This window comes from Aminobacter sp. UC22_36, from assembly GCF_044056035.1.
Taxonomy (GTDB): Bacteria; Pseudomonadota; Alphaproteobacteria; order Rhizobiales; family Rhizobiaceae; genus Aminobacter.
In genome coordinates, this window is record NZ_CP171995.1 from 60,579 (window position 1) to 86,966 (window position 26,388).

Consider the following 26,388-nt stretch of genomic DNA (forward strand, 5'->3'; position numbering starts at 1 on the left):
ATACGAGCCCATAATGCAAGCACATTGCATCGAATCGGGAGCACAATATGCGTCACCGAGATTTGAGGAGGAATTTCCATGGGTCCGTTCCCGCACGACGCACCGCCGGCCAAGATCAGCGCCGACAATCCCGCAGGCACCGACGGCTTCGAATTTGTCGAATTCGCCCATCCAGAACCTGAGAAGCTCGAAGAGCTGTTCAGCCGCATGGGCTATGCGCCGGTTGCTCGCCACAAGACCAAGAACATCACCGTCTGGCGCCAGGGCGACATCAACTATCTGATCAACGCGGAGCCGGGCAGCCACGCCATGCGCTTCGTAGGTGAGCACGGTCCTTGCGCCGCCTCGATGGCCTGGCGGGTGGTCGATGCCAAGCACGCCTTTGACCACGCGGTCTCCAAGGGTGCCACGCCTTACACCGGCGACGACAAGGCGCTCGACGTGCCGGCCATTGTCGGCATCGGCGGCTCGCTGCTCTACTTCGTTGACAAGTATGGCGCCAAGGGCTCGACCTATGCGGCGGAGTTCGACTGGCTTGGCGAGGCCAATCCGAAGCCCGAAGGCGTCGGCTTCTACTTCCTCGATCACCTGACGCACAATGTCTATCGCGGCAACATGGACAAGTGGTGGGACTTCTACCGCGAGCTGTTCGGCTTCAAGCAGATCCACTTCTTCAACATCGACGGCCGCATCACCGGCCTCGTCAGCCGCGCCATCACCTCGCCCTGCGGCAAGATCCGCATCCCGCTGAACGAGTCCAAGGACGACACCAGCCAGATCGAGGAATATCTCAGGAAGTACAAGGGCGAAGGCATCCAGCACATCGCCGTCGGCAGCGACGACATCTATGCCGCAACCGACAGGATCGCCGACAAGGGCCTGAAGTTCATGCCCGGCCCGCCCGACACCTATTACGAGAAGTCACATACGCGCGTGCACGGCCATGACGAGCCGATCGAGCGGATGAAAAAGCACGGAATCCTGATCGACGGCGAAGGTGTGGTCGACGGCGGCATGACCAAGATCCTGCTGCAGATCTTCTCCAAGACCGTCATCGGACCGATCTTCTTCGAATTCATCCAGCGCAAGGGCGACGAGGGCTTTGGCGAAGGCAACTTCCGCGCCCTGTTCGAGTCCATCGAGGAAGACCAGATCCGCCGCGGCGTGATCTCCCAGACCGCCGCCTGACCGGCGACATCAAGCAGGTCTCTGTTCGGGGCGGGTTGCACGCAGGGCAACCCGCCTTCTTTTTTGAAATCAGGCCCTTTCGACCATGGCCCAGCGCAGGCGCGCGCGCCGGTAGGCGTCCGGGATCGATAACGCCCAGACGAACAGTCCTCCGGCATGGCGGCCGATGAAGGACGTTTCAGGCGTCGTCGTGACGTAAGAAATCACCGAAAACAAGACCACGAAGAACGCGAAGGCCAGTCCGCGCATGGCGTCGCGCGTGGCGACGTGCCCTGCCCCCGGCAAAACGATTGCCAGGACGAGCACCAGGTAGGGATTGATCGGCTTGGCCATGGGGTGTCCTCAAGCTGCTTCGCAGGCAGAAATCATGCTGTCGTCTTCAGCCAGCAAGGCGCTCAGCGTCTCGGCTTCGGCGATGGCCAGGCTCACCAGTTCAGGGGGGATCGCCGTCAGCGGGAAACGCGCCTGACGGAGAACCTTGTGCGCGCCGGGCTCGCCCTGCGCAGCCTGGCGGATGATGCGCGTGCCGCGTGCGGTGATGACGGCTTCCTTGAGCCCGGGATCGGCAAACAGGCTCCGGAAAAGCGCTGAAACCCGTTCGACCTGCCACGCGGTCGCGCTACCGTCGCCACGCATCAGCACCGATGCCTCGGTCTCGGGCGGCGTCATCCATTCCGCCATGTCGTGGACCAGCGAGTAATATTCGGCACCGGTCGGGCGCGCCAATGCACCGATCGTCGGCCTGGCATGTTGCCTGGCCTCGCTGAGCGTAACCCTGAGCCAGAGCTGAGGCAGCCGCCGCGTGACCATGGTGTCGGCGATGAGTTCGATCTTGGCCTGCCTGCCGTCGCCGAGCCAGCCAACGAGAACGGGAAAATGGTCGGGCCCGAAAGTGATGCGGCCATTGTCGAGCAGCTTGGCCGCATCGTCGAGCAGGCCCCGTCGCTCGGCAAGGGCGGCGCGATGCTCGCGGACAGCACGCACGCCCATCCAGCCGCAGGAAACCGCGACGAAAGCTGAAAAGGCAAGCGTGGTGATCATGGGGAGTGCCTTGCTTGCGAAAATGGCGGCGCGAGATCCGCGCCGCCATTCGCTGAGATGGTCAGTACCCGACCGGCTTCGGCCAGGGCATGGTGAACTGGTCGCCACGGCGCACGAACTGGTAGCGCCGGAAGTGGAACCAGAGCGATGCCACGATGTAGAAACACATCATCGCGCTGAGCTGCGTGCCATAGCCGAGGAACACGGCGAAATAGGCGGTCGAGCACAGGATCAACAGGACGATCGTCGGCAACGGGTGGAACGGATGCACATAGCCACGCTTGATCGTGTCGAGCGGCCACTTGTTGCGGAACATCACCATGTTGAAGGTCATGAAGGTGTAGCCGAGCAGACCCGACAGGATCGAGAAGGTCACGACCTGGTCGAGCGGAGCGCCAAGCGCAAAGATCAGCGCGATCGGCACCAGGAAGACGATAGAGCGGTAGGGCGTGCGGTAAACAGGATGCACGGCGCCGAACCAGCTCGGCAGATAACGGTCGCGACCCATCGAGAACCAGGCGCGCGAGGCGTCGTTGATGCAGCCATTGGCCGATGCCAACGTTGCGAAGGTCGTGCCGACGAAGAGCAGGATCATCAGCGAGGTGCTGCCGGTGACGCGAGCGGCATCGAACAGCGGGGTGCCGGCCTGGCCGAGATATTCCCACGGGATGAGACCCGAGCAGACATACCAGGTCATGGTCGCCGCAATCAGCAGCGTCATGATGCCGGCCATCGTGCCGTAGGGCAGCGAGCGTGCCGGTGAGCGCACTTCTTCGGCAGCCTGGCAGGTGCCCTCGATGCCGAGATAGTACCACAGGCCAAAGTGCAGCGACGCGACGATGCCGACCCAGCCATAAGGCAGCGGATCGGAGGTGATCGCCGAGAAGTCGAGCGGCACGTTGGAAGCGCCGAACTGCACCGAGATGAACAGCGTGATGATCGCCAGGAAGGCGATTGCGGTGATGACCAGATTGAAGGTCAGCGTCGCCAACACGCCGCGATAGTTGAGCCACGCCAAAAACATGATGGCGAGGATGATGAAGGGTTGCTGGTTGAGCCCGGTATGGCCTTGCAAGCCGGCCACCGTGTCGAGCAGGAAGCCGACGGTGATCGCATTGGCTGCTTCCAGCATGGTGTAGGCCATGACCAGGAACAGCCCGACATTGAAGGCCATGAGCGGACCGACGATGTGCTTTGCCTGGGCGTATTGGCCGCCGGCAGCAGCCACAGTCGAGGTCACTTCGGAGTCGATCATGGCGACGCAGGTGTAAAGCAGGCCGGCGACCCAGCAGGCGATCAGGCCGGCAATCATGCCGCCTTTGCCGACCGAGAAGTTCCAGCCCATATATTCGCCGACAAGAACGATGCCGACACCGAGCGCCCAGATGTGGGCGGGGCCGAGCACGCGCAGCAGCTGAAGCCGTTCAGGCTCCGCTGCAGTTGATGTCACATTTGCCATCGTCGTCCCCTCAGATCTCGTGGCGTTCTGCGGTGGCCTCGATCTCGCCTTCGCGAGAGGAGATCAGCAGCTCGTTGTCGTAGGTGGTGTCGATGCGGACGAGGTCGATGAGCATCAGCACGCCAAAAAGTGCGGATAGTGCCCAGGCCGCGTATTCCAGATAATTCCAGGTATCCATTGTCGCCTCCCCTAGCGCTTCTTGTCGCCGAAGCGCTCTTCGATGACTTCGCGGTACTCGCGGTCGGACAGGCGGACCACCATGACGAAATAGCCGATGACCAGCACGGCCATGACGATCAGCGCGCTCCAGCTGAAGCTGTAATCGAAGCGGGCGGTGATGATGTCGTTGGCAGCGGCCGGGTCGGTGACGCCGAGGGCCGCCCACTGCTGCTGTTCGGTGGCGTTCTGTCCAAGCGCTTCCCAGGTCGGGTTGGCGATCGGGTTGGGCACCTTGGCCGCACCGGCAAGACCCAGATAGAGTGGGATGTAGAGCGCGCCCACGGTGAGCACGAGCAAGGTCACGACGTCGAAAATCTGGCCGGCAAGGCCCTGTTTCGGTGGTTTGTAAGCCATTGTTCGCTCCTTAGCCCCGACGGCGACGCATCTCGTCGAGATGCTTGATGTCGAGGCCATAGATGAAATGTTTGTCTTCGACGTAATGGCGCAGCATGGCGAAGATAGCCGCCGTGTTGAAGGCCAGCACCAGGCCGCAGGCAATCGACAAGATGATGCGGATGGCCGGTATGGAGATGTAGGACCAGACGCTGAACAGCGCGAACAACATGGTGCACCAGAGCACCGCAACGAAAACCACGAGGCCGGCTCGATCGCGGCTATGCATCTTGTCAATGCGCTGCTCGAGAGTCGCGTCCCCGCGTTGCTGACTTAAAGTCGCTTCCATTTTTCCTCCTCCACCACGGCCGTTTTCGGCTTCATTCTGGTTTGCTTCTGCGGGAAATTAATTTCCCCTGAGGAATGTCTGGCAAAGTTAATTTCCTGTCAAGTGACGACCGCGCGCACTTGTCGCACTACGACTTTCGACAAAGCTGAACGGCATTGAATCGATTGGATTTTGTCGGCCTGACAAGCTGTCGGAATTTTTACTCGATGAACAAAATGCCTCCGCCCAAAGTCCTTGGACAGGCGATTTATTGAGACAGTAGCACTGTCTATTTGGCCGCTCCCGCCGGCAAGAGTCGCGGCCGATCGATTAGGCTGCCAATGCCAGGGCCAGCCTCCATGAGGTCGCGTGGCCAGCGCGGAAAAATCATTTGCCGGCGTGGAATAAGGCGCCTGCCCGACCGTTCTCCTTGCTAACAACAGGCTCGCTGCAGTTTCGGACCATGAGCTGCAGCGCACCGAGGAGAAGATGACAGATGTCGGAACAACAGGTCCTGCCCGCTGACGGGCATCCGCTACCCGCTGTAGCCTCGAGAGTTGCGGAACGGCAGATCTCGCTACGCTTTGTGCGCATTCTTGTCGGCGTCTTGCTGGTCGCCTTTGCGACCTTCGCCATCTTTGCCAGCATCGACGGCCTGTCCACCGACATGCGCATCGCGCTCTCCGTCTTCGCCGCTACGCTGATCGCCTGGACTGTCATGGACCTGCCGGAAACGCCGGTCGCGCTGGCAGGTGCGCTGGCGCTGGTTCTGGCCGGTGCCGTCGGCGAGCAGGCACTGTTTTCGGCACTTGGTAGCGAGATCGTCGTTTTGATGCTCGCAGCATTCGTCATTGGCGCGGTGCTGAAGCAGACCGGGCTCGCCGAGCGTTTCGCGTTCCGCATGCTCGCTCCGTTCCAAACCGTGCAAGGCATCTTTTGGGCAACGACAGGCGCGATCTTCCTGAGCGCCTTTCTGGTTCCGTCGACGTCGGCGCGCGCGGCGATCCTGATGCCGATCTTCCTGAGCCTTTCGGCTGCTATCGGCAGGCCGGCCGTGACACGCGCACTCGCCTTGCTGTTCCCATCGGCGATCCTGCTTTCGGCAGCGGCTTCGCTGACCGGTGCCGGTGCTCACCTGGTGGCGGCCGATGCTGTCAGGCGGGTTTCGGGTCAATCCGTCGACTTTGCCACCTGGGCGATGCTGAGCGCACCCTTCGCGCTGCTTTCCAGCCTCATCGCCTGCGGCCTGATCCTGTATATGTTCCTCAACGGTGAGGACCGCCAAGCGCAGGCAGCGCATGGTCCGGGGGCTGCATTTTCCCATCGCGACAAGACCATTCTCGCGGTCGTTGGCGCAACCGTCGCGCTTTGGGCGACGGGCGGCCTGCACGGCATCGGTCTGCCGATTGTCGCGCTCGTGGGCGCGCTTGTCGTCGCCTCGGAATCCATCTCGGGCATCACATTCAAAGCAGCGCTCAAGGGGGTCGAGTGGAACCTGTTGCTGTTTCTTGCTGCCACGCTGGTCATCGGCGAAGCCCTGCTCGAAACCGGTGCGGCCAAGCTGGTGGTCGATCGCGTCATGGCAGCCTTCCAGGGTTCGGTCGCGCCGGCTCCGTGGATCCTGATCGCCTTTGCCGCCATCGTGTCTGCGCTTGCCCATATCGTCATCACCTCGCGCACCGCCCGCGCCACCGTGCTCATTCCGGCACTTGCGCTGCCGCTTGCCGGCCTCGGCGTGAACCCTGCTGCGATGATCCTGGTCGTCACGCTCGGCAGTGGCTTTTGCCAGACACTGATGGTCTCGGCCAAGCCAGTAACCCTGTTCGGCGGCATGGAGCCACCGGCCTTTTCGGCGGTCGATCTGCTGTGGCTTTCAGCACTGCTTTTTGTGCCCTTCGTCGCTCTGCTTGGGGCCTTCGCGATCTTTGCCTGGCCGCTTGTCGGCATACCGCTCTAACCAGAAAACCTGCCGTCCAGACCCCAGACGGCCAAACCAGAAATGGCTTGGTCGTTTTTTCATAAGCCACTGTAATAATTTTACTTTTTGAACGGAATAAAGCGGACCGCCCGCCGTTTCTCCTCCATCGTTCACATGAAGACGAGGAGTTACTTCAATGACATTCACCGTTCTTGTCGCGCCGTCCGGTTTCAAGGAAAGCCTGTCGGCCAACGAAGTGGCCGACTGCATCGGCGAAGGCGTGCTGCGTGCTTTTCCGCAAGCGAAGATCCTGAAAGCACCGATGGTCGACGGCGGCGAGGGCTTCACCGAAGCACTGATCGCGGCCACCGGCGGCACCATGCATCGCCTTGCCGTCACCGGTCCGGTCGGTGATCCCGTCCAGTCGTTCTTCGGTTTTCTCGGCGGCGCGCCTGTGCCCACCGCCGTTATCGAAATGGCAGCTGCCGCAGGCCTGCGCCTGGTGCCGCGCGACCGACGCAATCCGTGCCTGACCACCAGCTACGGCGTTGGCGAACTGATCAAGGTAGCACTCGACGCTGGCGCTGAACGCATCCTGCTCGGCTGCGGCGACAGCGGCATCAACGACGGTGGCGCGGGCATGGCCGAAGCACTTGGCGTGCGGTTCCTTGACGATGAAGGCAGGCCGCTCGCCGCGGGTGGCGCGGCGCTCGCAAGGCTTGCGACCGTCGATATGTCGGGCCGCGACCCGCGCCTCGAAACCGTCCGTATCGACGCCGCCGTCAACTGGCACAACATGCTGCTTGGCCCGCGTGGTGTGGCACGCGTGTTTGGCCCGCAAAAGGGAGCATCGCCCGAGCAGGTTGAGCTTCTGGCGCAGGCCATGGACAACTACGCCGCGCATATTCTTGCCACCACCGGCACCGACGTCGGCGCGGCCGAAGGGGCTGGCGCGTCGGGCGGGCTCGGCGCGGCAGTGCTTGGACTTTTGTCCGGCAAACTCCACCCGCGCTACGACATCGTCATGAACTACCTCGACCTCGACAGCCTGATTGCCCGCGCCAATCTTGTCATCACCGCGGAGGGCAGCCTCGACGGCCAGACCCCGTTCGGCAAGGTGCCGGCGGAAGTCGGCCACAGGGCAAAGGCAGCAGGCCTGCCGGTGATCGCCCTTGCCGGCACGATCGGCAAGGGCGTGACGCTCAATTTCGAACACGGTATCGATGCCTTTGCCTCGATCCTCAAGCGCCCGTGCAGCCTCGACGAAGCCATTGGTGCCGCATCAAAGCTGCTGGTGCGCGCCGCCGAAGACGCCTCACGCATGATCCTGGTTGGCATGCGCCTCAATCAGGCCAGTGCCGTGCTGCGCAATCAAAATCTGGCACTGCGCGCGAAAGCCAGCCCCCGCGCCGCCGCCTGACCTGCCAGCAACGAAAAAGACCGGCCAGCAACGAAAAAGCCGCCGCGAATGTCGCGGCGGCTTTTTCGTGGCACCGATGTCAGCTCTGGCAGATCGTTCGTGCGTTAAGCAGGCCCCAGCCGAACACCGGGTCCTTGCCAGGCTTGCCGAGATCTTCAGCACCTTGACGCAGCAGCGCCTCGACCTCGTCACCCTTGAGCTGCGGATTGGCAGCCTTGATCATCGCAGCTGCAGCCGTAACGAAGGGGGCCGCAAAGGACGTGCCGGTCTTGGATGATGCGCCTTTGACCGAGGCGGCCGTCCACACCTGAACGCCAGGTGCCGCGATGTCGATATGGTCGCCGGCGCCGGCGCGGCGATAGGCATTCTTGTGCCGGTCGATTGCCGTCACCGCAATCACCTCGTCATAGGCGCCAGGATAGAGCGGGGCCGCTCGCGGGCCGCCATTTCCTGCGGCCGCAACCAGCACGATCTCGCGCTGCGTTGCCATCTCGACAGTTCGTTCGAGCAAAAGGTTTGCCGGGCCGGTCAGGCTCATATTGATGACGAGCACGCCCTTGCCCGCCAGAAGGTCGATCGCCCGCACCAGATCGTAGACGGCGGAACGGTCATCATTGCCGTTGCGCTGGAAGGCGTCGACAGCGACGAGTTCGCCGCCGGGAACGAGGCCGGGCGTTCGGCTTCCCGCCGACCCGACAAGAAGGGCTGCCACCGCCGTGCCATGCTGGCGCGCCGACTCCGGCAGATCGCCCTTTCCCAGCCTGATCGTCTCAATGCGCCCACCGGCAAAGGCGAGATGTTCGGCATTGATGGCCGTGTCGATGAGGCCGATCCGCACCGGCGCGGTGCAGCGATCCGGTATCGCCTCAGTCTCGGGCCAGCCCACGACATGACGCGCCAGGCACAGGTCCGCACCGCAGGGATCGAGACGATCCTGATCGGGCCGGTAGAAGTGATTGAAGTCGACCACTGCGTTGGGTGCCGCAGCCGCCACTTCGGCGCGCGCCGCTTGGAGCGTCGTGCCGCTGGGAACGCGCAGTTTGACGATTTCGGCCCCGGCGAGTGCTACATCGGCACGGTCGCTGATCAGATAGCCCGCGGCGGTCAGGTTCGTGATCGCGCCCTGATCAAGACCGAGTGCCACGATTTCTTGCGGCGCCTGGCGCACAAGTGCGGGAGCCGGCCGTGCCGCAGCCTTCCGGCTTGGTTCCGGTTTGCGAAAAAGGTCGAAAAGGCTGCGGCCCTTTCCAACACCTTGCCCCGAGGCGCTTGAGTCCCTGCTCCCGGAAGAGCTCCCGCCGCCACCGCCGCCGTCATCATCGTCATCGGCGAATGCCATGCCCGTTCCAAAAACCTGCCCTGCCAACGGCGCCGCCGCAGGGACACCAAAGGTCGCGCCGCTCAAGGCCAGCGCGAAAACGACTGCGAGCGGACGCGATGGGGTCTCGAGAGGCATGGCTCGTCCTTTCCTGGCGATATGGCGCGTCGACTGCAAATGTTAGCAATCCACATAAGCCTTTCGGCATCGCATATCATTTTGACTACATTTGTGCATTTTGGGCCCAACGGACGAGAGGCCGGTTTATTCCGTGGCTTCGTCAATTTCCGCGGGGGAGAGACAGGATACGACTGCATGAAGGCTGACGATGTTCCGGTCAGTGACCGTCTGGTCGCTTTCCTGCCCAATTTGCGCCGGTTCGCCATCTCGCTGTGCCGGTCACGAGACCTTGCCGACGATCTGGTGCAGGCGGCCTGCGAACGGGCGCTTGCTGGACAGGAGCGGTTCGAGCCGGGCAGCCGTTTCGACGCATGGATGTTCCGCATCCTGCGCAATTTGTGGATCGACCAGGTCAGGCGCACCAAGACGGCTGGCCCGCGCGAGGACATCGACGACCGCCAGGACATCGTCGGTTCAAGCGGCGAGCGCGACGTCGAAGCACGCCTGACGCTGAAAAGCGTGGCTGTGGCGATCGACGAGCTGGTTGACGAACAACGCGAGGTGCTGCTGCTCGTCTGCGTCGAGGATCTGTCTTACAAGGAAGCAGCCGAGGTGCTGTCGATCCCCATCGGCACGGTCATGAGCAGGCTGGCCCGCGCCCGCAAGAATCTCGCAGAGGCAGCCGGAATAAACCCGGCAGCTGACCGTTCACCCGAAAAAGGTGGGAAGATATGAACAGGCGCGATTTCGACGACGAAACCCTGATGGCCTTCGCCGATGGCGAGCTCGACGCTGAAACCACCGCGGCGATCGAGGACGCCATGGGCGCCGATGACGCGCTCATTGCCCGCGTCGCCAGCTTCATGGAAAGCCGCGCCCAGGCCTCGGTGGCACTGAAGCCTTTGATCGACGAGCCGGTTCCCCGAGGCGCTGACGCTGTCCGTGCAAAAGATGATCGACGAGGCGCGTCAGCGGGACAATGCAGCTGTCGAAGCAAGCACGCAGCCTGCCCGGGAGAATGTCATCGCGTTTCAACCGCGCGCGCCACGAAAAGTCAGCTCGAGCTGGGCACTGCCGCTGGCGGCCTCACTCGCTGCCGTCATTGTCGGCGCCGGCGGATACTTCGCCGGCAAGGCCGGCGGACCAGCTTCGGATGGCCTTGCCATCGCTTCGCTCAACGACCCGGCGATCATCAGGGCGCTCGATGCGGCACCCTCAGGTACTGATGTGACCATCGGCGACGCAACGGTAAAACTCATTTCCAGCTTCCGTGACGAGGCGGGTGCGCTCTGCCGCGAGTTCGAGCTTCATCGCCCGTCGAAATCGTCACTGGTTTCGGTCGTTTGTCGTGCGCAACAGCAATGGGATGTCAGGCTTGCGGTGGCCGCACCTGCTGCCGGACAGGATTACGTCCCGGCAGGCGCCTCCGAGACTGTCGATGCCTATCTGAGCACGACCCAGGCCGGGGCGCCGCTGTCGGAAGCGGAAGAGAAAAAGGCCCTCGGGCTGCCCTGACCCGCCTATCGCGGGTTCGGTTGCGGGCCGCGCTTGCGCTCGCTGGCATAAAGCGCGACCGCCATGGCGCGGTTGCGCACGCCCAGCTTGTCGTAGAGATTTTTCAGGTGATATTTGACCGTGTTCTCCGAGATCCCGGTCCGTGTCGCGATCTGCAGATTGGTCCAGCCGTCCGCCAGCACACCAAGCAGTTCGAGTTCGCGCGTCGTCAGGCGTGACAGCGGTGTCTCGTTGATCTTGGCGACGTCGATATAGGGAATGCAGATGCGGCCATTTGCGACTGCAAGCAGCGTGTCGAACAGGATGCACGGATCATCGAACTGATAGCAGAAGCCTTGCACGCCCAATCGGACACACTGCTTCAGAATGCCAATGTCATGGTCGTTGGAAAAGATCACCATACGGGCGCTAAGCTGCCGGCGCTGCAGTTCGGTGAGAACCTCGCTGGCGTCCATGTCGGACAGCTTCCAGGCAACAATGGCGACATCGAATGCCGGCTCGATCGCCGCCACCGCCTTGATGAAGGCCTCGCCACTCTGCACACCTTCGACGAAGGCAAAACGTTCGTCGCGGCTGATCATGTCGCGCAAAGCCGAAATCACCAGCGGGTTGCGCTCGGCGATCAGGACATTCAGCTTCTTTTGTTGCGCCATCAGCCCGCCATCCAGGCATCGTGCCTTGGCGCATTCCACTCGAATTCGCCAAGGCATGCCTGCTCTTCTACGACAGAAATCAGTCGTAGATTCGGAATCGGCTGACCAAATCGCGCGTTTCTTCACGCACGGCAGCCTCGATCTTGGCATTTCCGCCCTCGCCATTGGCGGCGAGCCCATCGATGACGGCCATGGTCATGCGTCCGACCTCGCGGAATTCCTCATTGAGGAAACCACGCGTCGTGCAGGCCGGCGTGCCAAGGCGAACGCCTGACGTGACCATCGGTCCTTGCGGGTCGAACGGAATACCGTTCTTGTTGCAGGTGATGTGGGCACGACCGAGAGCTGCTTCGACAGCCTTGCCGGTGAGGTTCTTGCGACGCAAATCAACGAGCATCAGATGCGTGTCGGTGCCGCCGGAGACGATGTCGACGCCGCCGTCCTGCAATGTCTCTGCCAGCGCCTTGGCATTGGAAACGACATTGGCGGCATAGACCTTGAAATCAGGCGTCAGTGCCTCGCCGAAGGCGACCGCCTTGGCGGCGATGACATGCATCAGCGGTCCGCCCTGCAGGCCGGGGAAGACTGCCGAATTGATCTTCTTGCCGATCTCCTCGTCATTGGACAGCACCATGCCGCCGCGTGGGCCGCGCAGGGTCTTGTGCGTGGTTGTGGTCACGACATGGGCGTGTTCGAGCGGATTGGGATGGACGCCACCGGCAACCAGACCGGCGAAATGCGCCATGTCGACAAACAGCTTGGCACCAACCTCGTCGGCGATCTCGCGGAAGGCCTTGAAGTCGATGATGCGCGGATAGGCCGAGCCGCCGGCAAGGATCACCTTGGGCTGGTGCTTCTTGGCCAGGTCGCGCACCTCGTCCATGTCGATGCGATGGGTGTCGGGCTTGACGCCATAGGAGACGACGTTGAACCACTTGCCCGACTGGTTGACCGGCGCGCCATGGGTCAGGTGACCGCCGGCGGCCAGATTGAGGCCGAGGAAGGTGTCGCCTGGCTGCATCAGCGCCATGAACACAGCCTGGTTGGCCTGACTGCCGGAATTGGGCTGGACGTTGGCGAAGCTGCAGCCGAACATCGTCTTGGCGCGTTCGCGCGCCAGATCCTCGATCTCATCGACATAGGCGCAGCCGCCATAGTAGCGGCGGCCGGGATAGCCCTCGGCGTATTTGTTGGTCAGCACCGAGCCTTGTGCCTCAAGCACTGCCCTGGAGACGATGTTTTCCGACGCGATCAATTCGATCTCGTCGCGCTGGCGCTGAAGCTCGCGGCCCATAGCATCACTGACTGCGGGGTCCGCCTGGGCGACGCCAGTGCGGAAGAAGTGACGCGCGCTGCCGATGCCGGGTCTGGTTGGAATGTTCATGAGGCTCCTCCTAGCGGCGTCACGCGACGCCTGAAATCCGGGTCATCCGGTCCAGCCAAGGCCGGCGGAAATGCAGTTGATCGAAAGCAGGAGCGCGTTGACCGCGCGCTTGGGATTGACGGTGGCATCATCCTGCGCGCGCACCTCGCGCAACAGCTGCACCTGCAACCGGTGGATCGAGTCCATCTGCGGGCGGATGCGGTCGAAATGGCGCTTGAAGGCCGGAAAGCGCTCGGACAGCTTCAAGCCGCCATTGACCTCGGAGATCATTCGCCGCGTCAGCGCATATTCGGCCGAAATCTTGGCGTAGATGCGCTCGCCCACCTCGTGGTCCTGCACCAGCCCGGCATAGAGCTTTCCGATGTCCATGTCGGACTGGTAGAGGCCCTTGTCGACCTCATCGATGACGAGCCGGAAGAAGCGCGAGCGCTCGAACATCTGCTGGAGCAGTTCCAACCCGGCATCGCCGCGCACGTTGACAAAGGAGTTCAGCGCGCTGCCGATGCCGTACCAGTTGGTCAGCAGGTGACGGTTCTGGCTCCAGGCAAAGACCCAAGGGATAGCGCGCAGGTCGGAGATGTCGCGAGCACCGAAACGCCGCGCCGGGCGCGAGCCGATCTTGAGCAGCGACAGCTCCTCGACCGGACTTGCCTGGTGGAAGTAGTCGATGAAGCCGGGCTCGTTGATGAGGCCCGAATATGAGGCCTGCGACATGCCCGTCAGCGCTTCCAGCGCCTCGCTGAACTCGGGAATGTCCTTCAGTTCAGCTTCATTCGGCGACTTGACGCTGTGGGCAAAGACACTCGCGGCGAGGATTTCGAGCTGATAGAGCCCGGTGCCGCGATTGGCGAACTTCGACGACACAACCTCGCCCTGTTCGGTGACACGCATCGCGCCGCCGATCGTGCCAGCTGGTTGAGCGGCAATCGCCCTGCCCGTTGGCGCACCGCCGCGGCTGACCGAGCCGCCGCGACCGTGGAAGAAACTGATCTTGACCTTGCGCTTGATGCCGAGCGCGGTGATGCGGCGCTGTGCCTTGTTCAGCTCCCAGTTGGAAGCAAGGAAGCCGCCGTCCTTGTTGGAGTCGGAGTAGCCGAGCATCACTTCCTGGGCATTGCCGAAATCGCGCACCGAGCGGCGCACGATCGACACGCCGAACAGCTGGTCGAGGATTTCGGGTGCTGCGCGCAGATCGGCAATGGTCTCGAACAGCGGCACGACGCGCAGCGCGATGGTTCCGCTGCCGTCCATCGCCGTGGCCAGGCCGGAATACTGCGCCAGCAGATAGACGGCCAGGAGGTCGTCGCTCGACCGCGTCATCGACAGGATGAAGGCGCCGACAGCACCGCCGTTGAGGCCAGCCGAAGCCTTGCGGATGACGTCGAACAGGTCGAGCAGTTCCTGCGCTTCTTCAGACAATGCCAGCCGGTCGACTTCCAGCTGTTCGCCGGAATTCAGCGCCGCGCGGATACGCTGCGTCCATTGAGGCGTATCGGGTGCTGGCGCCGCAGCCGGATCGGCGAGCTTGAACAGCTCCGCCAGCACGCGATTGACGACCGTGGAATTCTGCCTGATGTCGAGCGAGACAGTACGGAAACCGAAGGTCTCGACTTGTTGACGCAAGGGCCGGACGAAACGTCTGGCGATCAGCTTGCCGCCGAGCAGGGCCAGCACGTTTTCAAGCTCGCGCAGATCGGTCTTGAAGCCATCGGAGCGGGCATAAGGCTTGGCCGAGGCCTCACCGCGCATCGCTTCCAGGCGATCGAGCATCGCGGCAGCGAACTGGCGCAGCGGCTCGTCAGGATTGCGCGCGACGATCTCCGAGGCATTGCCACTGCGGTGCAGCGCATGCCCCAGCGCCTTGATGAAGGCATCAGGGACATCGACGACATTGGCGCTGATGCTGAGCACGGTGACCAGCTTGCGCACCTGGCTGATGTACCAGCCGATGATCGCCTGGCGGCACTCGTTGAGCGCATAGGCCGTGGTCCTGGCGGTGACATTGGGATTGCCGTCGCGGTCGCCGCCGATCCAGGAGGCATAACGCATGAAGGACGGCACCTTCAGATCGTATTCCGGATAGTGGCGAGCGAGCGCCTCTTCCACCGAGTCGTAGAGCTTGGGCGTGGCCTCGAATATGACCTCTCGGAAAAAGTGCAGGCCCCAGGCGATCTCGCGTTCGACCGACGGGCGCTCGAGCCGAAGCTCGCCTGACATCCACAGAAGCTCGATCTCGCTCTTGAGATCGTCGATCAGCTGTTCGCGTTCGCGCGGCGCCCAGCGCTGCTGTTCGAGTTCGGTCAGCTTGCGATAGATACGGCGATGGATTTCGAGCACGGTGACGCGCTTGGCTTCGGTCGGATGCGCGGTCATTGTCGGGCCGACACTGAGCCCGTCGAGGGTAGTCTGGATCTCCTCGGCCGGGTAGCCGGCGGCGGCGATCTCGCCCACCACATTGGCGAAGGAACCGATGACCTCGTCAGCGCCGCCCATCTGTTCCAGCTCGCGACGCGACCGCATGGCCAAAAGCTCATTGGCAATGGCAACAAGCTGGAACCAGATGCCGGTTGCCTGCAACGCAGCGATGCGTTGCCCGCTTTCGAGCGCGTCGAGGCTCACACGGCCGGTCAGCACCTCCGCCATATCGGGCTCGCGTTCGCTGACGACGGCCAAAAGCACCCTGAACAGCAGGCTGCGGACGTCCTCGCGAAAGCTGAGTGGTCTGCTCTCCTCCAAGCGGCACCCATTCATCTCGAGTTGTTCCCGAACGTCGCCTTGTTGAGCCGGCTGTCCGGGAAGATGCAGTTTTCCTAACTGACAGCAGACAGTTTTTGTGCCGGCTTGAAAACGCCCCGGACGGGTAGATTTCCTATTCGTTCGGGGTGGTGCCGGCACTGGCCGAACGATGGTTGCCAAGCCCAAATTGGACTACCGCCCCGAACGGAAAATCACGATCTTGCGGAGGATTGGTCCAGCGCGTTTTGCAGTGGACGCAATTTAACTCATGTGCAAATATGTTGCATATAAGGCAAGTATGGGAGGCGCATGAAGGTGAGGTCCATTCTCAAAATCAGCATCGCCGCAGCACGATCCAACCGAGCTTGAAGAGGAACATGCCAATGCAGAAAGTGCTGCCGGAACTTTTCGAGGGCCATGCGCCCATTACCCTCCACAACGCCTTTCACGACGCGCTCGAAGCGCTTGATGAGTGGAAGGAAGGAAGCGAAGAACCGCTCGTACCGGTCGATGGCTTCAACGTCCCCATCAGCCATATCTTCGCACGCATGAGCGCCTGCACGGATCTTTTGCCGCTGCGCACGCGCGACGTGCTCGAAACCATCATCGACAAGGGCTCGTTTCGGGCAACGGGTGGCTCGTTTTATGCCGACGGCGCCAAGCTGGTCATGCCGCTCTGCGTCGAGCGCCTGACGCTATCGCTGCTGCGCCCGACGGCGTCCCTCATCCAGCTGCGCAAGGCCTGCGTCGAAGCCTGATCCGCTCCGACCCCAATGAGCTCTGGCGCAGGCGTTCCCGGGCCTGCGCCAGAGCTTTTCTGCGCCTGGATGGCAGCCTGGCGCGGGAGCCAAAACGCCAAATGAAAAAGCCCCGTCCGGTCGGACGGGGCTTTTCTGTTCGTTTGGATGGAGCGGCCTATGCCGCCTTGGCGCTCGAAGCTTCGACGCCATATTCCAGCGACGAATCCACAATGGTATGCCACAGGCTGTCGGAGAAGCTGGTGAAGACCAGCATGTTGTAGACCGGATGCCCGTCGGCGCCGTTGGCCTCGCGCCAGAAATTCACCGCCGTGTGGTCGACCGAGGTGTTCGCTGCGGTGCCAACCGGAAATGCCGTATCGTGCAAATCGAGCGACGAGAACTTGGCGATCGCATCGCGGCCGCGCGGGCCTGAAACGCGGATCAGGCAGCGGCCATCCGACTGATCGGACAGCGATGCCGAGCCGGCGAAGGCCTGGGTCAGGGCAGCAAGCTGCGATGCTTCATCGCTGCGTGGCGCGATGACCGTGAATTGATCGGGACCCGACCAGATCAGCGTCGCGGTTTTGCCTGTCACAGCCCTGGGCGTGCCAGGCGCCTCGACGCCAAACAGCTTCTTGGCCGCCTTGGCGGTTTCCACTGCCTTGCCGCGCCGCGCCATGACTTGAACCAGAACGATGTCGCGCACTTCCCTCAGCGTCACGCCGGCATGGGTTGCGACCACGCCGTGACGGCCGGGAACAAGCGCCTTCTGCAATGGCGATTGGGTGTTCCAGAGATAATCAACCACGCTGGCGCGCTCCTTCTGGATCGTAGAAGACAGGGTTGCAGATTTCGGCTTCGTAATCCTCGCTGCGCAGTGGATCGTGGATGCGCACGATCTCGCCGAAGCGCTCGCGGCCGCGTTCGACAAGTCCAAGGCCGATCCATTGTTCCAGCATCGGCGAATAGCAGACCGAGGTGACGTAGCCCTGGTCCGTCTGCGGACCCGGGATCGCCCCCTTGGGGACAACATGGGCGCCGGAACGCAGGCGGCGCTTCTGGTCGAGTGGCTTGATGCCGACAACGACCTGGCGGTCGGGCGCGGTCAGCGCCTCGCGGCCGGCCATGACGCGGCCGATGAAGTCCTTCTTCTTGGACATCATCTTGCCGAGGCCGAGGTCGTCGGCGGTCGTGGTGCCGTTGAGCTCGGGACCGGCGACGTGGCCCTTTTCGATGCGCATGACGCCCAGTGCTTCGGTACCGTAGGGCGTGACGCCCAGGTCGCGCCCGGCGATCATCAGGTTTTGCGCCATGGCAGCGCCGTAACGGGCCGGAACCGAGATCTCGAAGGCGATTTCACCGGAGAACGAGATGCGGAACAGGCGAGCGGTGACCCCCCCGCGCAGCTTGACCTCGCGGGCGCCCATGAACGGGAAGCCCTCGTTGGACATGTCCTCTGACGGATCGACAAGTTCCTGCAGCAGCTTGCGGGTGTTGGGCCCGGCGATGGAGAACTGTGCCCACTGGTCCGAGGCGGAAGACAGCTGCACGTCGAGTTCGGGCCAGAGCACCTGGCGGCAGAATTCGAGATGCGCCATGACGGGCCCGGCCTTGGCCGTGGTCGTGGTCAGGAAGTAGTGGTCTTCGGCGATACGCGAGGTCGTGCCGTCGTCCATGACGATGCCGTCTTCGCGCAGCATCAGGCCGTAACGCGCCTTGCCCACGGCCAGCGACGAGAAGGCGTTGATATAGACGCGGTCGAGGAAAGTGCCCGCGTCGGCGCCGCGCACGTCGACCTTGCCAAGCGTCGAGACATCGCAAAAGCCAACACCGTTGCGCACCGCGAGCACTTCGCGGGTGACCGATTCAATCCAGTCCTTTTCGCCCGGCTGCGGATACCATTGCGCGCGCTTCCACAGGCCGGTGTCGACGAACACCGCGCCGCGCTCGGCGGCCCAGTGGTGCGAAGGCGTCAGGCGCCAGGCATGGAAGCTCTCGTCGCGATGATGGCCGGCGAGCGCGCCGATCGCTACCGGCGCATAAGGAGGACGGTAGATCGTCGTGCCGGTCTGCGGGATGGTGCGGCCAGTGGCGTCAGCCATGATCGCAAGGCCGGTGATGTTGGAGGTCTTGCCCTGGTCGGTCGCCATGCCAAGCGTGGTATAGCGCTTGAGATGCTCGACGCTTTCGAAGCCTTCGCGCTGCGCCAGCGTCACATCGGACACGGTGACGTCGTGCTGGAAGTCGACAAAGGCCTTGCCCTTGGCCTTGACCTGCCAGAGCGGCGAGATTGCATAGACCTCGTCGCCCGCCTCGGACGCGTCACCAGCGTTGCCTGAGGCACCGCATTCGGCGGCCGCTGCCGCACCGGCGGCATGGCCGTCGCGCAGGCAGGCGCCGAGCGAAAACTCGCCACGCGCCGCACCCGCCATGACCATGCCCTTGGGGGCATCGCCGGGGATGAAGGCAGCGATGTCGTCGCGCCACACCGGCTTGCCGCGATGGAAGCAGGACAGGCCGACATTGGGGTTCCAGCCGCCGGATACGGCCAGGCAGTCGGCGTCGATCTGCTGTTTCCTGCCGTGATTGTCAGTCACGATGACGCCGCGCACGCCATCGACGCCGCCCTTCACATCGGAGACGCCGCCCGCAAGCACGCGCAGGTCCGAGAGCTCGGCCAGCGCCTGATATTCCGCCGGCACCTTGCCGCGTGGGTCGATCACCGCAGCGATGTCGCCGCCCGCCTGCTGGACCGCTTCGACTGTACGCCAGCCGTCGTCATTGTTGGTGAACAGCGCCACCTTGCGGCCTGGCATCGCTGCAAAACGGTGGACATAGGTGCGTACCGCAGATGCCATCATCACGCCCGGGCGGTCGTTGCCCGGAAAGGCAATCGGCCGCTCGATGGCGCCGGCTGTGACCACCGAGCGCCTGGCGACGATGCGCCAGACGCGCTGGCGGACCTGATGCGGACCGGGCACCGGCACATGGTCGTTGACACGCTCGAGCGCGGTGTAGACGCCGCCGTCATAGACGCCGAACAATGCCGTGCGGACCATGATGCGGACGTTTTCCAGCGAGGCAAGTTCGTCGGTTGTGCGACGCACCCATTCCTCGGCATGCATGCCGTCGATCTCGCCACCGTCACTCAGCAGGCGGCCGCCAAGACGAGTGTCTTCTTCGACGAGGATGACGCGCGAACCGGCGCGGCCAGCCGCCAATGCGGCCGATAGACCGGCAGCACCACCGCCGACGATGAGCACGTCGCAATGGGCCCAGGCCTTGTCGTAATGGTCGGGGTCGGGCAGCTCGGCGCTCTTGCCGAGGCCTGCGGCGCGACGGATGATCGGCTCGTAGATCGCTTCCCAGAACTTAGCCGGCCACATGAAGGTCTTGTAGTAGAAGCCGGCGACGAAGATCGGTGAGAACAGCTGGTTGATCGACATGACGTCGCGGCGCAGCGACGGCCAGCGGTTCTGGCTCTGGGCGACCAGCCCGTCATAGAGTTCCTGCGTCGTGGCGCGGGTGTTCGGCTCCTTGCGGGCGCCCGTGCGCATTTCGACCAGTGCGCTCGGCTCCTCGGAACCTGCGGTGATGATGCCGCGCGGGCGGTGATACTTGAACGAACGCGCCACCAGCTTGACGCCATTGGCAACGAGCGCCGAGGCCAGCGTGTCGCCGGCAAAGCCGGACATGACCTTGCCGTCGAAGGAGAACTGGAGCGGTTGCTGGCGGTCGATCAGACCGCCGCTGCGCAGCCGGTGCGACTGGCTGGCGGATGCTGCCTGGCTGCGCGCACTGGGGGTGTTGCCCTCAAGTGCTGCCGTCCTGCCGAGCGGTTCGGATCCGGAATAGCCCGACATCTTTATTCTCCTGCCTGCACCGGCTTGGCCGCGCCTACGCCTGGGGCTGCGGTCACCGATCTGAATTCGTGCGTCACCGTGTTGCGCTCGGCGATCAGCCAGGAACGGCAGCCGCCGCCGTGGTACCAGTATTCGCGCATGAAGCCGGCTACGTTGTCGCGCAGATAGACATAGTCGTAGAAAGCATCCTCGACGCGCTCGGGGCTTTCGCCGCTATCGGCTGCGAAGTTGGGCCGCTTGGGCGAAGCGTCGCCGAGATAGGTGAACTCGCCGTTCTCGCGTTCGCCGCAGAAAGGACATGCAATACGCATTCCGCCAGTCTCGCTTTCAGTGCAGGTTGGGTTGGGCGCCTTGGCCCTTTTCATCGATCATCGCGCCGCGACGGAACCGGTCGAGCCGGAAACGCGCAGCCTCTGGATGCGGTTCGTCGCGCGCCAGCAGGTGGGCAAAGACGAGGCCCGAAGCCGGCGTTGCCTTGAAGCCGCCATAGCACCAGCCGGCGTTGAGATAGAGGCCGTCGATCGGGGTCTTGTCGATGATCGGCGTCCCGTCCATCGACATGTCCATGATGCCGCCCCACTGGCGCAGCATGCGGACACGGCCGATCATCGGCATCACCGCCATGCCGCCTTCGCAGACGTCCTCGACCACCGGCATGTTGCCGCGCTGGGCGTAGGAATTGTAGCCGTCGAGGTCGCCGCCGAAGACGAGGCCGCCCTTGTCGGACTGGCTGATGTAGAAATGGCCGGCACCGAAGGTGATGACACCTGGGATAAGCGGCTTGATCGCCTCGGAGACAAAGGCCTGGAGCACGTGGCTTTCAATCGGCAGTTTCATGCCGGCCATCGCCGCGACCCGCGAGGTGCTGCCGGCGACCGCCATGCCGACCTTGCCGGCGCTGATTTTGCCGCGCGATGTCTCGACGCCGGTGATCTTGCCGTTGTGGTCGCGCACGAAGCCGGTGACTTCGCAGTTCTGGATGATGTCGACGCCGCGTTGGTCGGCGGCACGCGCATAACCCCACACCACCGCGTCGTGGCGGGCGGTGCCGGCGCGGCGCTGCAACAGGCCACCCATGATCGGGAAGCGCGGGCTGTCGTAATTGAGGAACGGCAGTTCCTTGCGGATCTGTGCAGCGTCGAGCAGTTCGGCGTCGATGCCGTTGATGCGCATGGTGTTGCCGCGGCGGGCAAAGGCGTCGCGCTGGGCATCGGAATGGTAGAGATTGATGATGCCGCGCTGGGAGACCATCGCGTTGTAATTGAGATCCTGCTCCATGCGCTCCCACAGCTTCATCGACATCTCGTAGAAGCCGGTGTTGCCGGGAAGACCGTAGTTGGAGCGGATGATGGTGGTGTTGCGGCCGGCATTGCCGGAGCCGATCCAACCCTTTTCAAGCACCGCGACATTGCGGATGCCGTATTCGTTGGCGAGGAAATAGGCGGTGGCAAGGCCGTGGCCGCCGCCGCCGATGATCACCACGTCGTAGTGGCTCTTGGGTGCCGGATCGCGCCAGGCTCGGGTCCAGCCCTTGTGGCCGGACAAAGCTGCCTTGGCGAGTGAGAAGATCGAATATTTCATCGCATGTGTTCCGGCGAAATGTGAGGTGTAGCCGAGGCTGCGCCCGATCGCGACGATCGGGCGCAATGCCTGTTTGGGTGCCTCAGACGTCCAGCGTGTGGTCGCGTTCCCACTGGGTGAAGTGGGAAGCGTAGGAGTTCCACTCTTGGTGCTTGAGCTTGATATAGGCGGCGGAGAATTCCTCGCCCATCGCAGCTTTCAGCTCGCTGTCTTCGTCATAGGCGCGCAGTGCATCAAGCAGGTTGAGCGGCAGCTTGGCACCGTGGGTTACGGTGTGGCCTTCGCGGTACATGTCGACGTCGCTGCGCGGGCCGGGATCGGCCTTCGAACGAATGCCGCTGAGGCCGGCAGCGATGATGATCGCCTGCATCAGGTACGGGTTGGCCGCGCCGTCGGGCAGACGCAGTTCGAAGCGGCCGGGTCCGGGCACACGCACCATGTGGGTACGGTTGTTGCCGGTCCAGGTCACCGTGTTCGGCGCCCAGGTCGCACCCGAGAGGGTCCGCGGTGCATTGATGCGCTTGTAGGAGTTGACGGTCGGGTTGCAGATCGCAGCGAGCGCCGAGGCGTGCTTCATAATGCCGCCGAGGAAGTGACGGCCCTTCTCGGAAAGACCGAGTTCCATGTTCTTGTCGGCAAAAGCGTTGGACTTGCCGGCAAGGTCCCACACCGAAATATGGGCGTGGCAGCCGCTGCCGGTGAGACCCTGGAAGGGCTTCGGCATGAAGGTTGCGCGCAGGCCGTGCTTTTCGGCGATCGAGCGGACCATGAACTTGAAGAAGGAGTGCTTGTCGGCGGTCTGGAGAACGTCGTCATACTCCCAGTTCATCTCGAACTGGCCGTTCGCGTCCTCATGGTCGTTCTGGTAGGGCTTCCAGCCGAGGTCGAGCATGGCATCGCAGATTTCGGCGATGACGTCGAAGCGGCGCATCACGGCCTGCTGGTCGTAGCAGGACTTTGCCGCCGTATCGTACTCGTCGGCAATCTGGCTGCCGTCCGGCGTGGTCAGGAAGAATTCCGGCTCGACGCCGGTCTTGACCCGCATGCCTTCCTTGGCGGCTTCGGCGACGAGGCGCTTCAGCGTATTACGTGGAGCCTGGGCGACGCCCTTGCCTTCCATCAGGCAGTCGGACGCGAGCCAGGCCACTTCCGGCCGCCACGGCAGCTGGATCACCGAGAGCGGATCCGGCACAGCCAGCATGTCGGGGTGTGCCGGTGTCAGATCCAGCCAGGTCGCGAAGCCGGCAAAGCCGGCTCCGTCTTTCTGCATGTCCGAAATGGCCTGCGCCGGCACCAGCTTGGCGCGCTGACCTCCGAACAGGTCCGTATACGAGACCATGAAGTATCTGATGTTACGAGCTTTTGCGAACTCTTTGAGATCAGTCACCTCCGACTGATCGATCTTGGCTTCGAACGCCGTACCCATGTGAATTGCTCCTCCCAATCCTTGTGGTTTTAAAAGGGACCCTTACCAGGTACCCAGCTCGTTCCCGCAAGCGGCACGCCAGCCATGGCGGCAGCTTCGATCGAAAGAGCGCAGAGATCCTCAGGCTCGAGATTGTGCAGGTGATTTTTGCCGCAGGCACGGGCGATCGTCTGTGCCTCAAGCGTCATGACCTTCAGGTAATTCGCCAGACGGCGACCAGCCGCGATCGGATCGACGCGCTTCATCAGCTCGACGTCCTGCGTGGTGATGCCGGCGGGGTCCTTGCCCTCGTGCCAATCGTCGTAAGCGCCGGCAGTTGTGCCGAGCTTCTGGTATTCGTCCTCCCAACGCGGGTCGTTGTCGCCAAGTGCGATGAGTGCCGCGGTACCGACCGATACTGCATCGGCACCGAGTGCCAGCGCTTTGGCCACATCCGCACCATTGCGTATGCCACCGGAGACGATCAGCTGAACCTTGCGGTGCATGCCGAGGTCCTGCAGCGCCTTCACTGCCGGGCGGATACAAGCAAGCGTCGGCTGGCCGACATGTTCGATGAACACTTCCTGGGTTGCAGCCGTGCCGCCCTGCATGCCGTCAAGCACGACGACATCGGCACCGGCCTTCACTGCAAGTGCTGTGTCATAGTAGGGGCGCGCGCCACCGACCTTGACGTAGATCGGCTTTTCCCAGTCGGTGATCTCGCGGATTTCGAGGATCTTGATCTCGAGATCGTCAGGACCGGTCCAGTCGGGGTGACGGCAGGCCGAGCGCTGGTCGATACCCTTGGGCAGCGTGCGCATCTCGGCGACGCGGTCGGAAATCTTCTGGCCCAGGAGCATGCCGCCGCCGCCCGGCTTTGCGCCCTGGCCGACAACGATTTCGATGGCGTCGGCGCGGCGCAGGTCACGCGGGTTCATGCCATAGCGCGACGGCAGGTACTGATACACCAGCTGCTTGGAATGGCCGCGCTCTTCCTCGGTCATGCCGCCGTCGCCGGTGGTCGTCGAGGTACCGGCCAGCGTTGCGCCACGACCGAGCGCTTCCTTGGCCGGGCCCGACAGCGAGCCGAAGCTCATGCCGGCAACGGTGATCGGGATCTTCAGCTCGATCGGCTTCTTGGCATAACGCGAGCCGAGCACCACCGTGGTGTCGCACTTTTCGCGATAGCCTTCGAGCGGATAACGCGAGATCGAGGCGCCGAGGAACAGAAGGTCGTCGAAATGCGGGACCTTGCGCTTCGCACCGGAGCCGCGGATGTCGTAGATGCCCGTCGCTGCGGCGCGACGGATTTCTGACATCGCATATTCATCGAACGTGGCCGACTTGCGTGGCGTCGTCGGAGGATTGTGATAGCTCATTGTGTTCCTCAGTATGCGTCAGCGTTGTCGATATTGAAGTTGTAGAGCGTGCGCGCCGAACCGTAGCGCGAGAACTCTTCCGGCTTGACGTCGCTGATGCCGGCGCGATCGAGCAGGTCCTTCAGGATGGCGATGTGCTCGGGGCGCATCTCCTTCTTGATGCAGTCAGCGCCCAGGCTCTTGACCGAGCCGCGCACGAACAGGCGAGCTTCGTAGATCGAGTCGCCAAGCGCGTCGCCAGCGTCACCGAGGACGACGAGGTTGCCGGACTGAGCCATGAAGGCCGACATGTGGCCGATATTGCCACGTACGACGATGTTGATGCCCTTCATCGAGATGCCGCAGCGCGACGAGGCGTTGCCTTCGATGACCAGCAGGCCGCCGCGACCGGTGGCGCCCGCATACTGGCTGGCATCGCCCTTCACGATGATCGTGCCCGACATCATGTTTTCCCCGACGCCGGGGCCGGCCGAACCATGCACGGTGATCGTGCTGTTTTGGTTCATGCCGCCACAATAGTAGCCAACGGAGCCCTGCACATCGATCGAGATCGCGTGCTCGGCGCCGACGGCAACGGCGTGGCTGCCCTTGGGGTTGAGAACCTCCCAGTTCGATTCACCCGCGGCATCCTTCACCTCATGGAGGGCCTGGTTGAACTCGCGCAGGGTGATCTTCGACAGGTCGAAGGTCTTCGGCGCGTAGTTGGCCTGGTGCAGGGGCGAGGTCGCAAGATTTGTTGAATGCATAATCTCAGTGCTCCCAGAAATAGACGGTGGACGGCTCGGGCTCCCAGACCTTGGCGTCTTCGATGCCGGGCAGATTGGCGAGCGCGCGATATTCGGAACCGAAGGCGACATATTGGTCGGTCTCGGCCATGACGGCGGGCTTGCAGGAGATCGGGTCGCGGACGACGCCGAAGCCGTTCTTGGTACCGACCACGAAGGTGAAGAAGCCGTCGAGGTCGTTCAGGCTGCTTTCCAGCGCCTCGCCGAGATTCTGGCCATGCGCGATCTTCGACGACAGGTAAGCCGCGGCAACCTCGGTGTCGTTTTCGGTCTCGAAGCGCATGCCGTCGCGGATCAGCTCGCGGCGCAGATTGTTGTGGTTCGACAGCGAGCCATTGTGCACCAGGCACTGGTCCGGGCCAGTCGAGAAAGGATGCGCGCCGAGCGTGGTGACAGCGGATTCCGTCGCCATGCGGGTGTGGCCGATGCCGTGGCTGCCGCTCATCTTGGTGACGTCGAAGCGCTTTACCACTTCGATCGGCAGCCCGACTTCCTTGTAGATTTCAATCGCTTCGCCAGCGCCCATGACGCGGACGTTGGGGCGCAACTCGGTGAGTGCAGCGCGCGCTTCCGCGACCTTGTCGGCGGGAACGTCCAGCACCGCATGGGTGGACTTCACAGTCGACGAAACCTTGGCACCAATCTTCTTGCCGAGCTCGGCATCGAGACCCTTGAAATCCGCATCCGGCGAAGCCGACTGAATGGTGATCTTGGCATGGCCCTTGGCGCCACCGCCGTAGATGGCGATGCCCGCGCTGTCAGGGCCGCGATCGGTCATGGTTATGAGCATTTCGGACAGCAGTGCGCCCAGTTGGGGCTCCAGCGACTTGTCCTTCAAAAAGAGTCCTACAATTCCGCACATCCCGGTTTCCTCACCTGATTGGCTGCCTGTGACAAAAGCTAGCAGGTTCCGGATGCCAATTCAACTGTGATGAATTTTTTATTCCTGTAGAAAAACAAGGGAGCGTCCGATTGATTGGCAGTGGAGCGCACTCCAATGGTT

24 protein-coding genes are annotated in these 26,388 nt (G+C 63.0%); 6 read left to right on the forward strand and 18 right to left on the reverse strand.

Going from position 1 to position 26,388, the window contains the following annotated elements; all coding sequences use genetic code 11:
* Positions 1-78 precede the first annotated feature (78 nt).
* Positions 79-1,188 carry a 4-hydroxyphenylpyruvate dioxygenase gene (gene hppD / locus ACHMW7_RS00250; RefSeq protein ID WP_395446448.1) on the forward strand — a complete coding sequence of 370 codons (1,110 nt, stop codon included), beginning with the start codon at positions 79-81 and terminating at the stop codon, positions 1,186-1,188.
* A gap of 69 nt (positions 1,189-1,257) precedes the next feature.
* Here hppD and ACHMW7_RS00255 read toward each other — a convergent pair whose 3' ends face one another.
* The 6 genes from ACHMW7_RS00255 to ACHMW7_RS00280 all read right to left on the reverse strand — a co-directional run bounded on the left by ACHMW7_RS00255 (position 1,258) and on the right by ACHMW7_RS00280 (position 4,589).
* Positions 1,258-1,521 (reverse strand): hypothetical protein, encoded by a 264-nt coding sequence (locus tag ACHMW7_RS00255; protein ID WP_395446449.1) that lies wholly within the window; start codon positions 1,519-1,521, stop codon positions 1,258-1,260.
* 9 nt (positions 1,522-1,530) lie between these two features.
* Positions 1,531-2,229 carry a hypothetical protein gene (locus ACHMW7_RS00260; RefSeq protein ID WP_395446450.1) on the reverse strand — a complete coding sequence of 233 codons (699 nt, stop codon included), beginning with the start codon at positions 2,227-2,229 and terminating at the stop codon, positions 1,531-1,533.
* Between the two features lie 61 nt (positions 2,230-2,290).
* Positions 2,291-3,688 (reverse strand): APC family permease, encoded by a 1,398-nt coding sequence (locus ACHMW7_RS00265; protein WP_214391016.1) that lies wholly within the window; start codon positions 3,686-3,688, stop codon positions 2,291-2,293.
* Between the two features lie 10 nt (positions 3,689-3,698).
* Positions 3,699-3,866: a hypothetical protein gene (locus tag ACHMW7_RS00270; protein WP_115734510.1), complete on the reverse strand. Its 168-nt coding sequence runs from the start codon at positions 3,864-3,866 to the stop codon at positions 3,699-3,701.
* An 11-nt stretch (positions 3,867-3,877) separates the two neighbouring features.
* On the reverse strand, positions 3,878-4,261 hold the full coding sequence (locus ACHMW7_RS00275; RefSeq protein ID WP_395446451.1) for a hypothetical protein: 384 nt from the start codon (positions 4,259-4,261) through the stop codon (positions 3,878-3,880).
* Between the two features lie 10 nt (positions 4,262-4,271).
* Positions 4,272-4,589 (reverse strand): hypothetical protein, encoded by a 318-nt coding sequence (locus tag ACHMW7_RS00280; protein ID WP_395446452.1) that lies wholly within the window; start codon positions 4,587-4,589, stop codon positions 4,272-4,274.
* Between the two features lie 475 nt (positions 4,590-5,064).
* Here ACHMW7_RS00280 and ACHMW7_RS00285 point away from each other — a divergent pair, with 475 nt between their 5' ends.
* Positions 5,065-6,525 (forward strand): SLC13 family permease, encoded by a 1,461-nt coding sequence (locus ACHMW7_RS00285; protein WP_395446453.1) that lies wholly within the window; start codon positions 5,065-5,067, stop codon positions 6,523-6,525.
* 157 nt (positions 6,526-6,682) lie between these two features.
* Positions 6,683-7,906 carry a glycerate kinase gene (locus ACHMW7_RS00290; protein WP_395446454.1) on the forward strand — a complete coding sequence of 408 codons (1,224 nt, stop codon included), beginning with the start codon at positions 6,683-6,685 and terminating at the stop codon, positions 7,904-7,906.
* A 79-nt stretch (positions 7,907-7,985) separates the two neighbouring features.
* Here the strand turns inward: ACHMW7_RS00290 and ACHMW7_RS00295 are convergent, their stop codons facing one another.
* Positions 7,986-9,362, reverse strand: coding sequence for a S8 family serine peptidase (locus ACHMW7_RS00295; RefSeq protein ID WP_395446455.1), 1,377 nt, complete (start codon positions 9,360-9,362; stop codon positions 7,986-7,988).
* A 177-nt stretch (positions 9,363-9,539) separates the two neighbouring features.
* Between ACHMW7_RS00295 and ACHMW7_RS00300 the strand changes: the two genes are divergently transcribed.
* Both ACHMW7_RS00300 and ACHMW7_RS00305 read left to right on the forward strand, forming a co-directional pair.
* Entirely contained in the window at positions 9,540-10,079 is a 540-nt protein-coding gene (locus tag ACHMW7_RS00300) for an RNA polymerase sigma factor (RefSeq protein ID WP_395446456.1), read from the forward strand.
* Between the two features lie 207 nt (positions 10,080-10,286).
* Complete coding sequence (locus ACHMW7_RS00305; protein WP_395446457.1) at positions 10,287-10,859, forward strand: anti-sigma factor; 573 nt, start codon at positions 10,287-10,289, stop codon at positions 10,857-10,859.
* A 5-nt stretch (positions 10,860-10,864) separates the two neighbouring features.
* Here ACHMW7_RS00305 and ACHMW7_RS00310 read toward each other — a convergent pair whose 3' ends face one another.
* The 3 genes from ACHMW7_RS00310 to ACHMW7_RS00320 form a co-directional block, all read right to left on the reverse strand.
* Positions 10,865-11,512, reverse strand: coding sequence for a LuxR C-terminal-related transcriptional regulator (locus ACHMW7_RS00310; RefSeq protein ID WP_395446458.1), 648 nt, complete (start codon positions 11,510-11,512; stop codon positions 10,865-10,867).
* A 79-nt stretch (positions 11,513-11,591) separates the two neighbouring features.
* On the reverse strand, positions 11,592-12,896 hold the full coding sequence (gene glyA, locus ACHMW7_RS00315) for a serine hydroxymethyltransferase (RefSeq protein ID WP_395446459.1): 1,305 nt from the start codon (positions 12,894-12,896) through the stop codon (positions 11,592-11,594).
* A 42-nt stretch (positions 12,897-12,938) separates the two neighbouring features.
* The gene (locus tag ACHMW7_RS00320; RefSeq protein ID WP_395446460.1) at positions 12,939-15,647 is read right to left on the reverse strand and encodes a phosphoenolpyruvate carboxylase; all 2,709 of its coding nucleotides are present in this window, start codon (positions 15,645-15,647) and stop codon (positions 12,939-12,941) included.
* A gap of 362 nt (positions 15,648-16,009) precedes the next feature.
* Here ACHMW7_RS00320 and ACHMW7_RS00325 point away from each other — a divergent pair, with 362 nt between their 5' ends.
* Positions 16,010-16,390: a hypothetical protein gene (locus ACHMW7_RS00325; RefSeq protein ID WP_395446461.1), complete on the forward strand. Its 381-nt coding sequence runs from the start codon at positions 16,010-16,012 to the stop codon at positions 16,388-16,390.
* A 157-nt stretch (positions 16,391-16,547) separates the two neighbouring features.
* Here the strand turns inward: ACHMW7_RS00325 and ACHMW7_RS00330 are convergent, their stop codons facing one another.
* From ACHMW7_RS00330 to ACHMW7_RS00365, 8 genes are all read right to left on the reverse strand, one after another.
* Complete coding sequence (locus ACHMW7_RS00330) at positions 16,548-17,180, reverse strand: sarcosine oxidase subunit gamma (RefSeq protein ID WP_395446462.1); 633 nt, start codon at positions 17,178-17,180, stop codon at positions 16,548-16,550.
* A complete protein-coding gene (locus ACHMW7_RS00335) occupies positions 17,173-20,235 on the reverse strand; it encodes a sarcosine oxidase subunit alpha family protein (RefSeq protein WP_395446463.1) in 3,063 nt (1,020 codons plus the stop codon). Before ACHMW7_RS00335 ends, ACHMW7_RS00330 begins: the two co-directional genes overlap by 8 nt.
* A gap of 2 nt (positions 20,236-20,237) precedes the next feature.
* Positions 20,238-20,546: a sarcosine oxidase subunit delta gene (locus tag ACHMW7_RS00340; RefSeq protein WP_395446464.1), complete on the reverse strand. Its 309-nt coding sequence runs from the start codon at positions 20,544-20,546 to the stop codon at positions 20,238-20,240.
* Positions 20,547-20,562: 16 nt separating this feature from the next.
* Positions 20,563-21,816 carry a sarcosine oxidase subunit beta family protein gene (locus tag ACHMW7_RS00345; RefSeq protein WP_395446465.1) on the reverse strand — a complete coding sequence of 418 codons (1,254 nt, stop codon included), beginning with the start codon at positions 21,814-21,816 and terminating at the stop codon, positions 20,563-20,565.
* 82 nt (positions 21,817-21,898) lie between these two features.
* Positions 21,899-23,242 carry a type III glutamate--ammonia ligase gene (gene glnT / locus ACHMW7_RS00350; protein WP_395446466.1) on the reverse strand — a complete coding sequence of 448 codons (1,344 nt, stop codon included), beginning with the start codon at positions 23,240-23,242 and terminating at the stop codon, positions 21,899-21,901.
* 29 nt (positions 23,243-23,271) lie between these two features.
* Entirely contained in the window at positions 23,272-24,600 is a 1,329-nt protein-coding gene (locus ACHMW7_RS00355) for an FMN-binding glutamate synthase family protein (protein ID WP_109573911.1), read from the reverse strand.
* An 8-nt stretch (positions 24,601-24,608) separates the two neighbouring features.
* Positions 24,609-25,346 (reverse strand): protein GlxC, encoded by a 738-nt coding sequence (locus ACHMW7_RS00360; protein ID WP_395446467.1) that lies wholly within the window; start codon positions 25,344-25,346, stop codon positions 24,609-24,611.
* 4 nt (positions 25,347-25,350) lie between these two features.
* Complete coding sequence (locus tag ACHMW7_RS00365) at positions 25,351-26,247, reverse strand: glutamine amidotransferase family protein (RefSeq protein ID WP_395446468.1); 897 nt, start codon at positions 26,245-26,247, stop codon at positions 25,351-25,353.
* Between the last annotated feature and the right edge of the window lie 141 nt (positions 26,248-26,388).

What these genes read in the sequence shown, in the direction of transcription:
- hppD (WP_395446448.1), top strand. Translation starts at nt 79, where the DNA reads ATGGGTCCGTTCCCGCACGACGCACCGCCGGCCAAGATCAGCGCCGAC.
- ACHMW7_RS00255 (WP_395446449.1), bottom strand. Translation starts at nt 1,521, where the DNA reads ATGGCCAAGCCGATCAATCCCTACCTGGTGCTCGTCCTGGCAATCGTT.
- ACHMW7_RS00260 (WP_395446450.1), bottom strand. Translation starts at nt 2,229, where the DNA reads ATGATCACCACGCTTGCCTTTTCAGCTTTCGTCGCGGTTTCCTGCGGC.
- ACHMW7_RS00265 (WP_214391016.1), bottom strand. Translation starts at nt 3,688, where the DNA reads ATGGCAAATGTGACATCAACTGCAGCGGAGCCTGAACGGCTTCAGCTG.
- ACHMW7_RS00270 (WP_115734510.1), bottom strand. Translation starts at nt 3,866, where the DNA reads ATGGATACCTGGAATTATCTGGAATACGCGGCCTGGGCACTATCCGCA.
- ACHMW7_RS00275 (WP_395446451.1), bottom strand. Translation starts at nt 4,261, where the DNA reads ATGGCTTACAAACCACCGAAACAGGGCCTTGCCGGCCAGATTTTCGAC.
- ACHMW7_RS00280 (WP_395446452.1), bottom strand. Translation starts at nt 4,589, where the DNA reads ATGGAAGCGACTTTAAGTCAGCAACGCGGGGACGCGACTCTCGAGCAG.
- ACHMW7_RS00285 (WP_395446453.1), top strand. Translation starts at nt 5,065, where the DNA reads ATGTCGGAACAACAGGTCCTGCCCGCTGACGGGCATCCGCTACCCGCT.
- ACHMW7_RS00290 (WP_395446454.1), top strand. Translation starts at nt 6,683, where the DNA reads ATGACATTCACCGTTCTTGTCGCGCCGTCCGGTTTCAAGGAAAGCCTG.
- ACHMW7_RS00295 (WP_395446455.1), bottom strand. Translation starts at nt 9,362, where the DNA reads ATGCCTCTCGAGACCCCATCGCGTCCGCTCGCAGTCGTTTTCGCGCTG.
- ACHMW7_RS00300 (WP_395446456.1), top strand. Translation starts at nt 9,540, where the DNA reads ATGAAGGCTGACGATGTTCCGGTCAGTGACCGTCTGGTCGCTTTCCTG.
- ACHMW7_RS00310 (WP_395446458.1), bottom strand. Translation starts at nt 11,512, where the DNA reads ATGGCGCAACAAAAGAAGCTGAATGTCCTGATCGCCGAGCGCAACCCG.
- glyA (WP_395446459.1), bottom strand. Translation starts at nt 12,896, where the DNA reads ATGAACATTCCAACCAGACCCGGCATCGGCAGCGCGCGTCACTTCTTC.
- ACHMW7_RS00320 (WP_395446460.1), bottom strand. Translation starts at nt 15,647, where the DNA reads ATGAATGGGTGCCGCTTGGAGGAGAGCAGACCACTCAGCTTTCGCGAG.
- ACHMW7_RS00325 (WP_395446461.1), top strand. Translation starts at nt 16,010, where the DNA reads ATGCCAATGCAGAAAGTGCTGCCGGAACTTTTCGAGGGCCATGCGCCC.
- ACHMW7_RS00335 (WP_395446463.1), bottom strand. Translation starts at nt 20,235, where the DNA reads ATGTCGGGCTATTCCGGATCCGAACCGCTCGGCAGGACGGCAGCACTT.
- ACHMW7_RS00340 (WP_395446464.1), bottom strand. Translation starts at nt 20,546, where the DNA reads ATGCGTATTGCATGTCCTTTCTGCGGCGAACGCGAGAACGGCGAGTTC.
- ACHMW7_RS00345 (WP_395446465.1), bottom strand. Translation starts at nt 21,816, where the DNA reads ATGAAATATTCGATCTTCTCACTCGCCAAGGCAGCTTTGTCCGGCCAC.
- glnT (WP_395446466.1), bottom strand. Translation starts at nt 23,242, where the DNA reads ATGGGTACGGCGTTCGAAGCCAAGATCGATCAGTCGGAGGTGACTGAT.
- ACHMW7_RS00355 (WP_109573911.1), bottom strand. Translation starts at nt 24,600, where the DNA reads ATGAGCTATCACAATCCTCCGACGACGCCACGCAAGTCGGCCACGTTC.
- ACHMW7_RS00360 (WP_395446467.1), bottom strand. Translation starts at nt 25,346, where the DNA reads ATGCATTCAACAAATCTTGCGACCTCGCCCCTGCACCAGGCCAACTAC.
- ACHMW7_RS00365 (WP_395446468.1), bottom strand. Translation starts at nt 26,247, where the DNA reads ATGTGCGGAATTGTAGGACTCTTTTTGAAGGACAAGTCGCTGGAGCCC.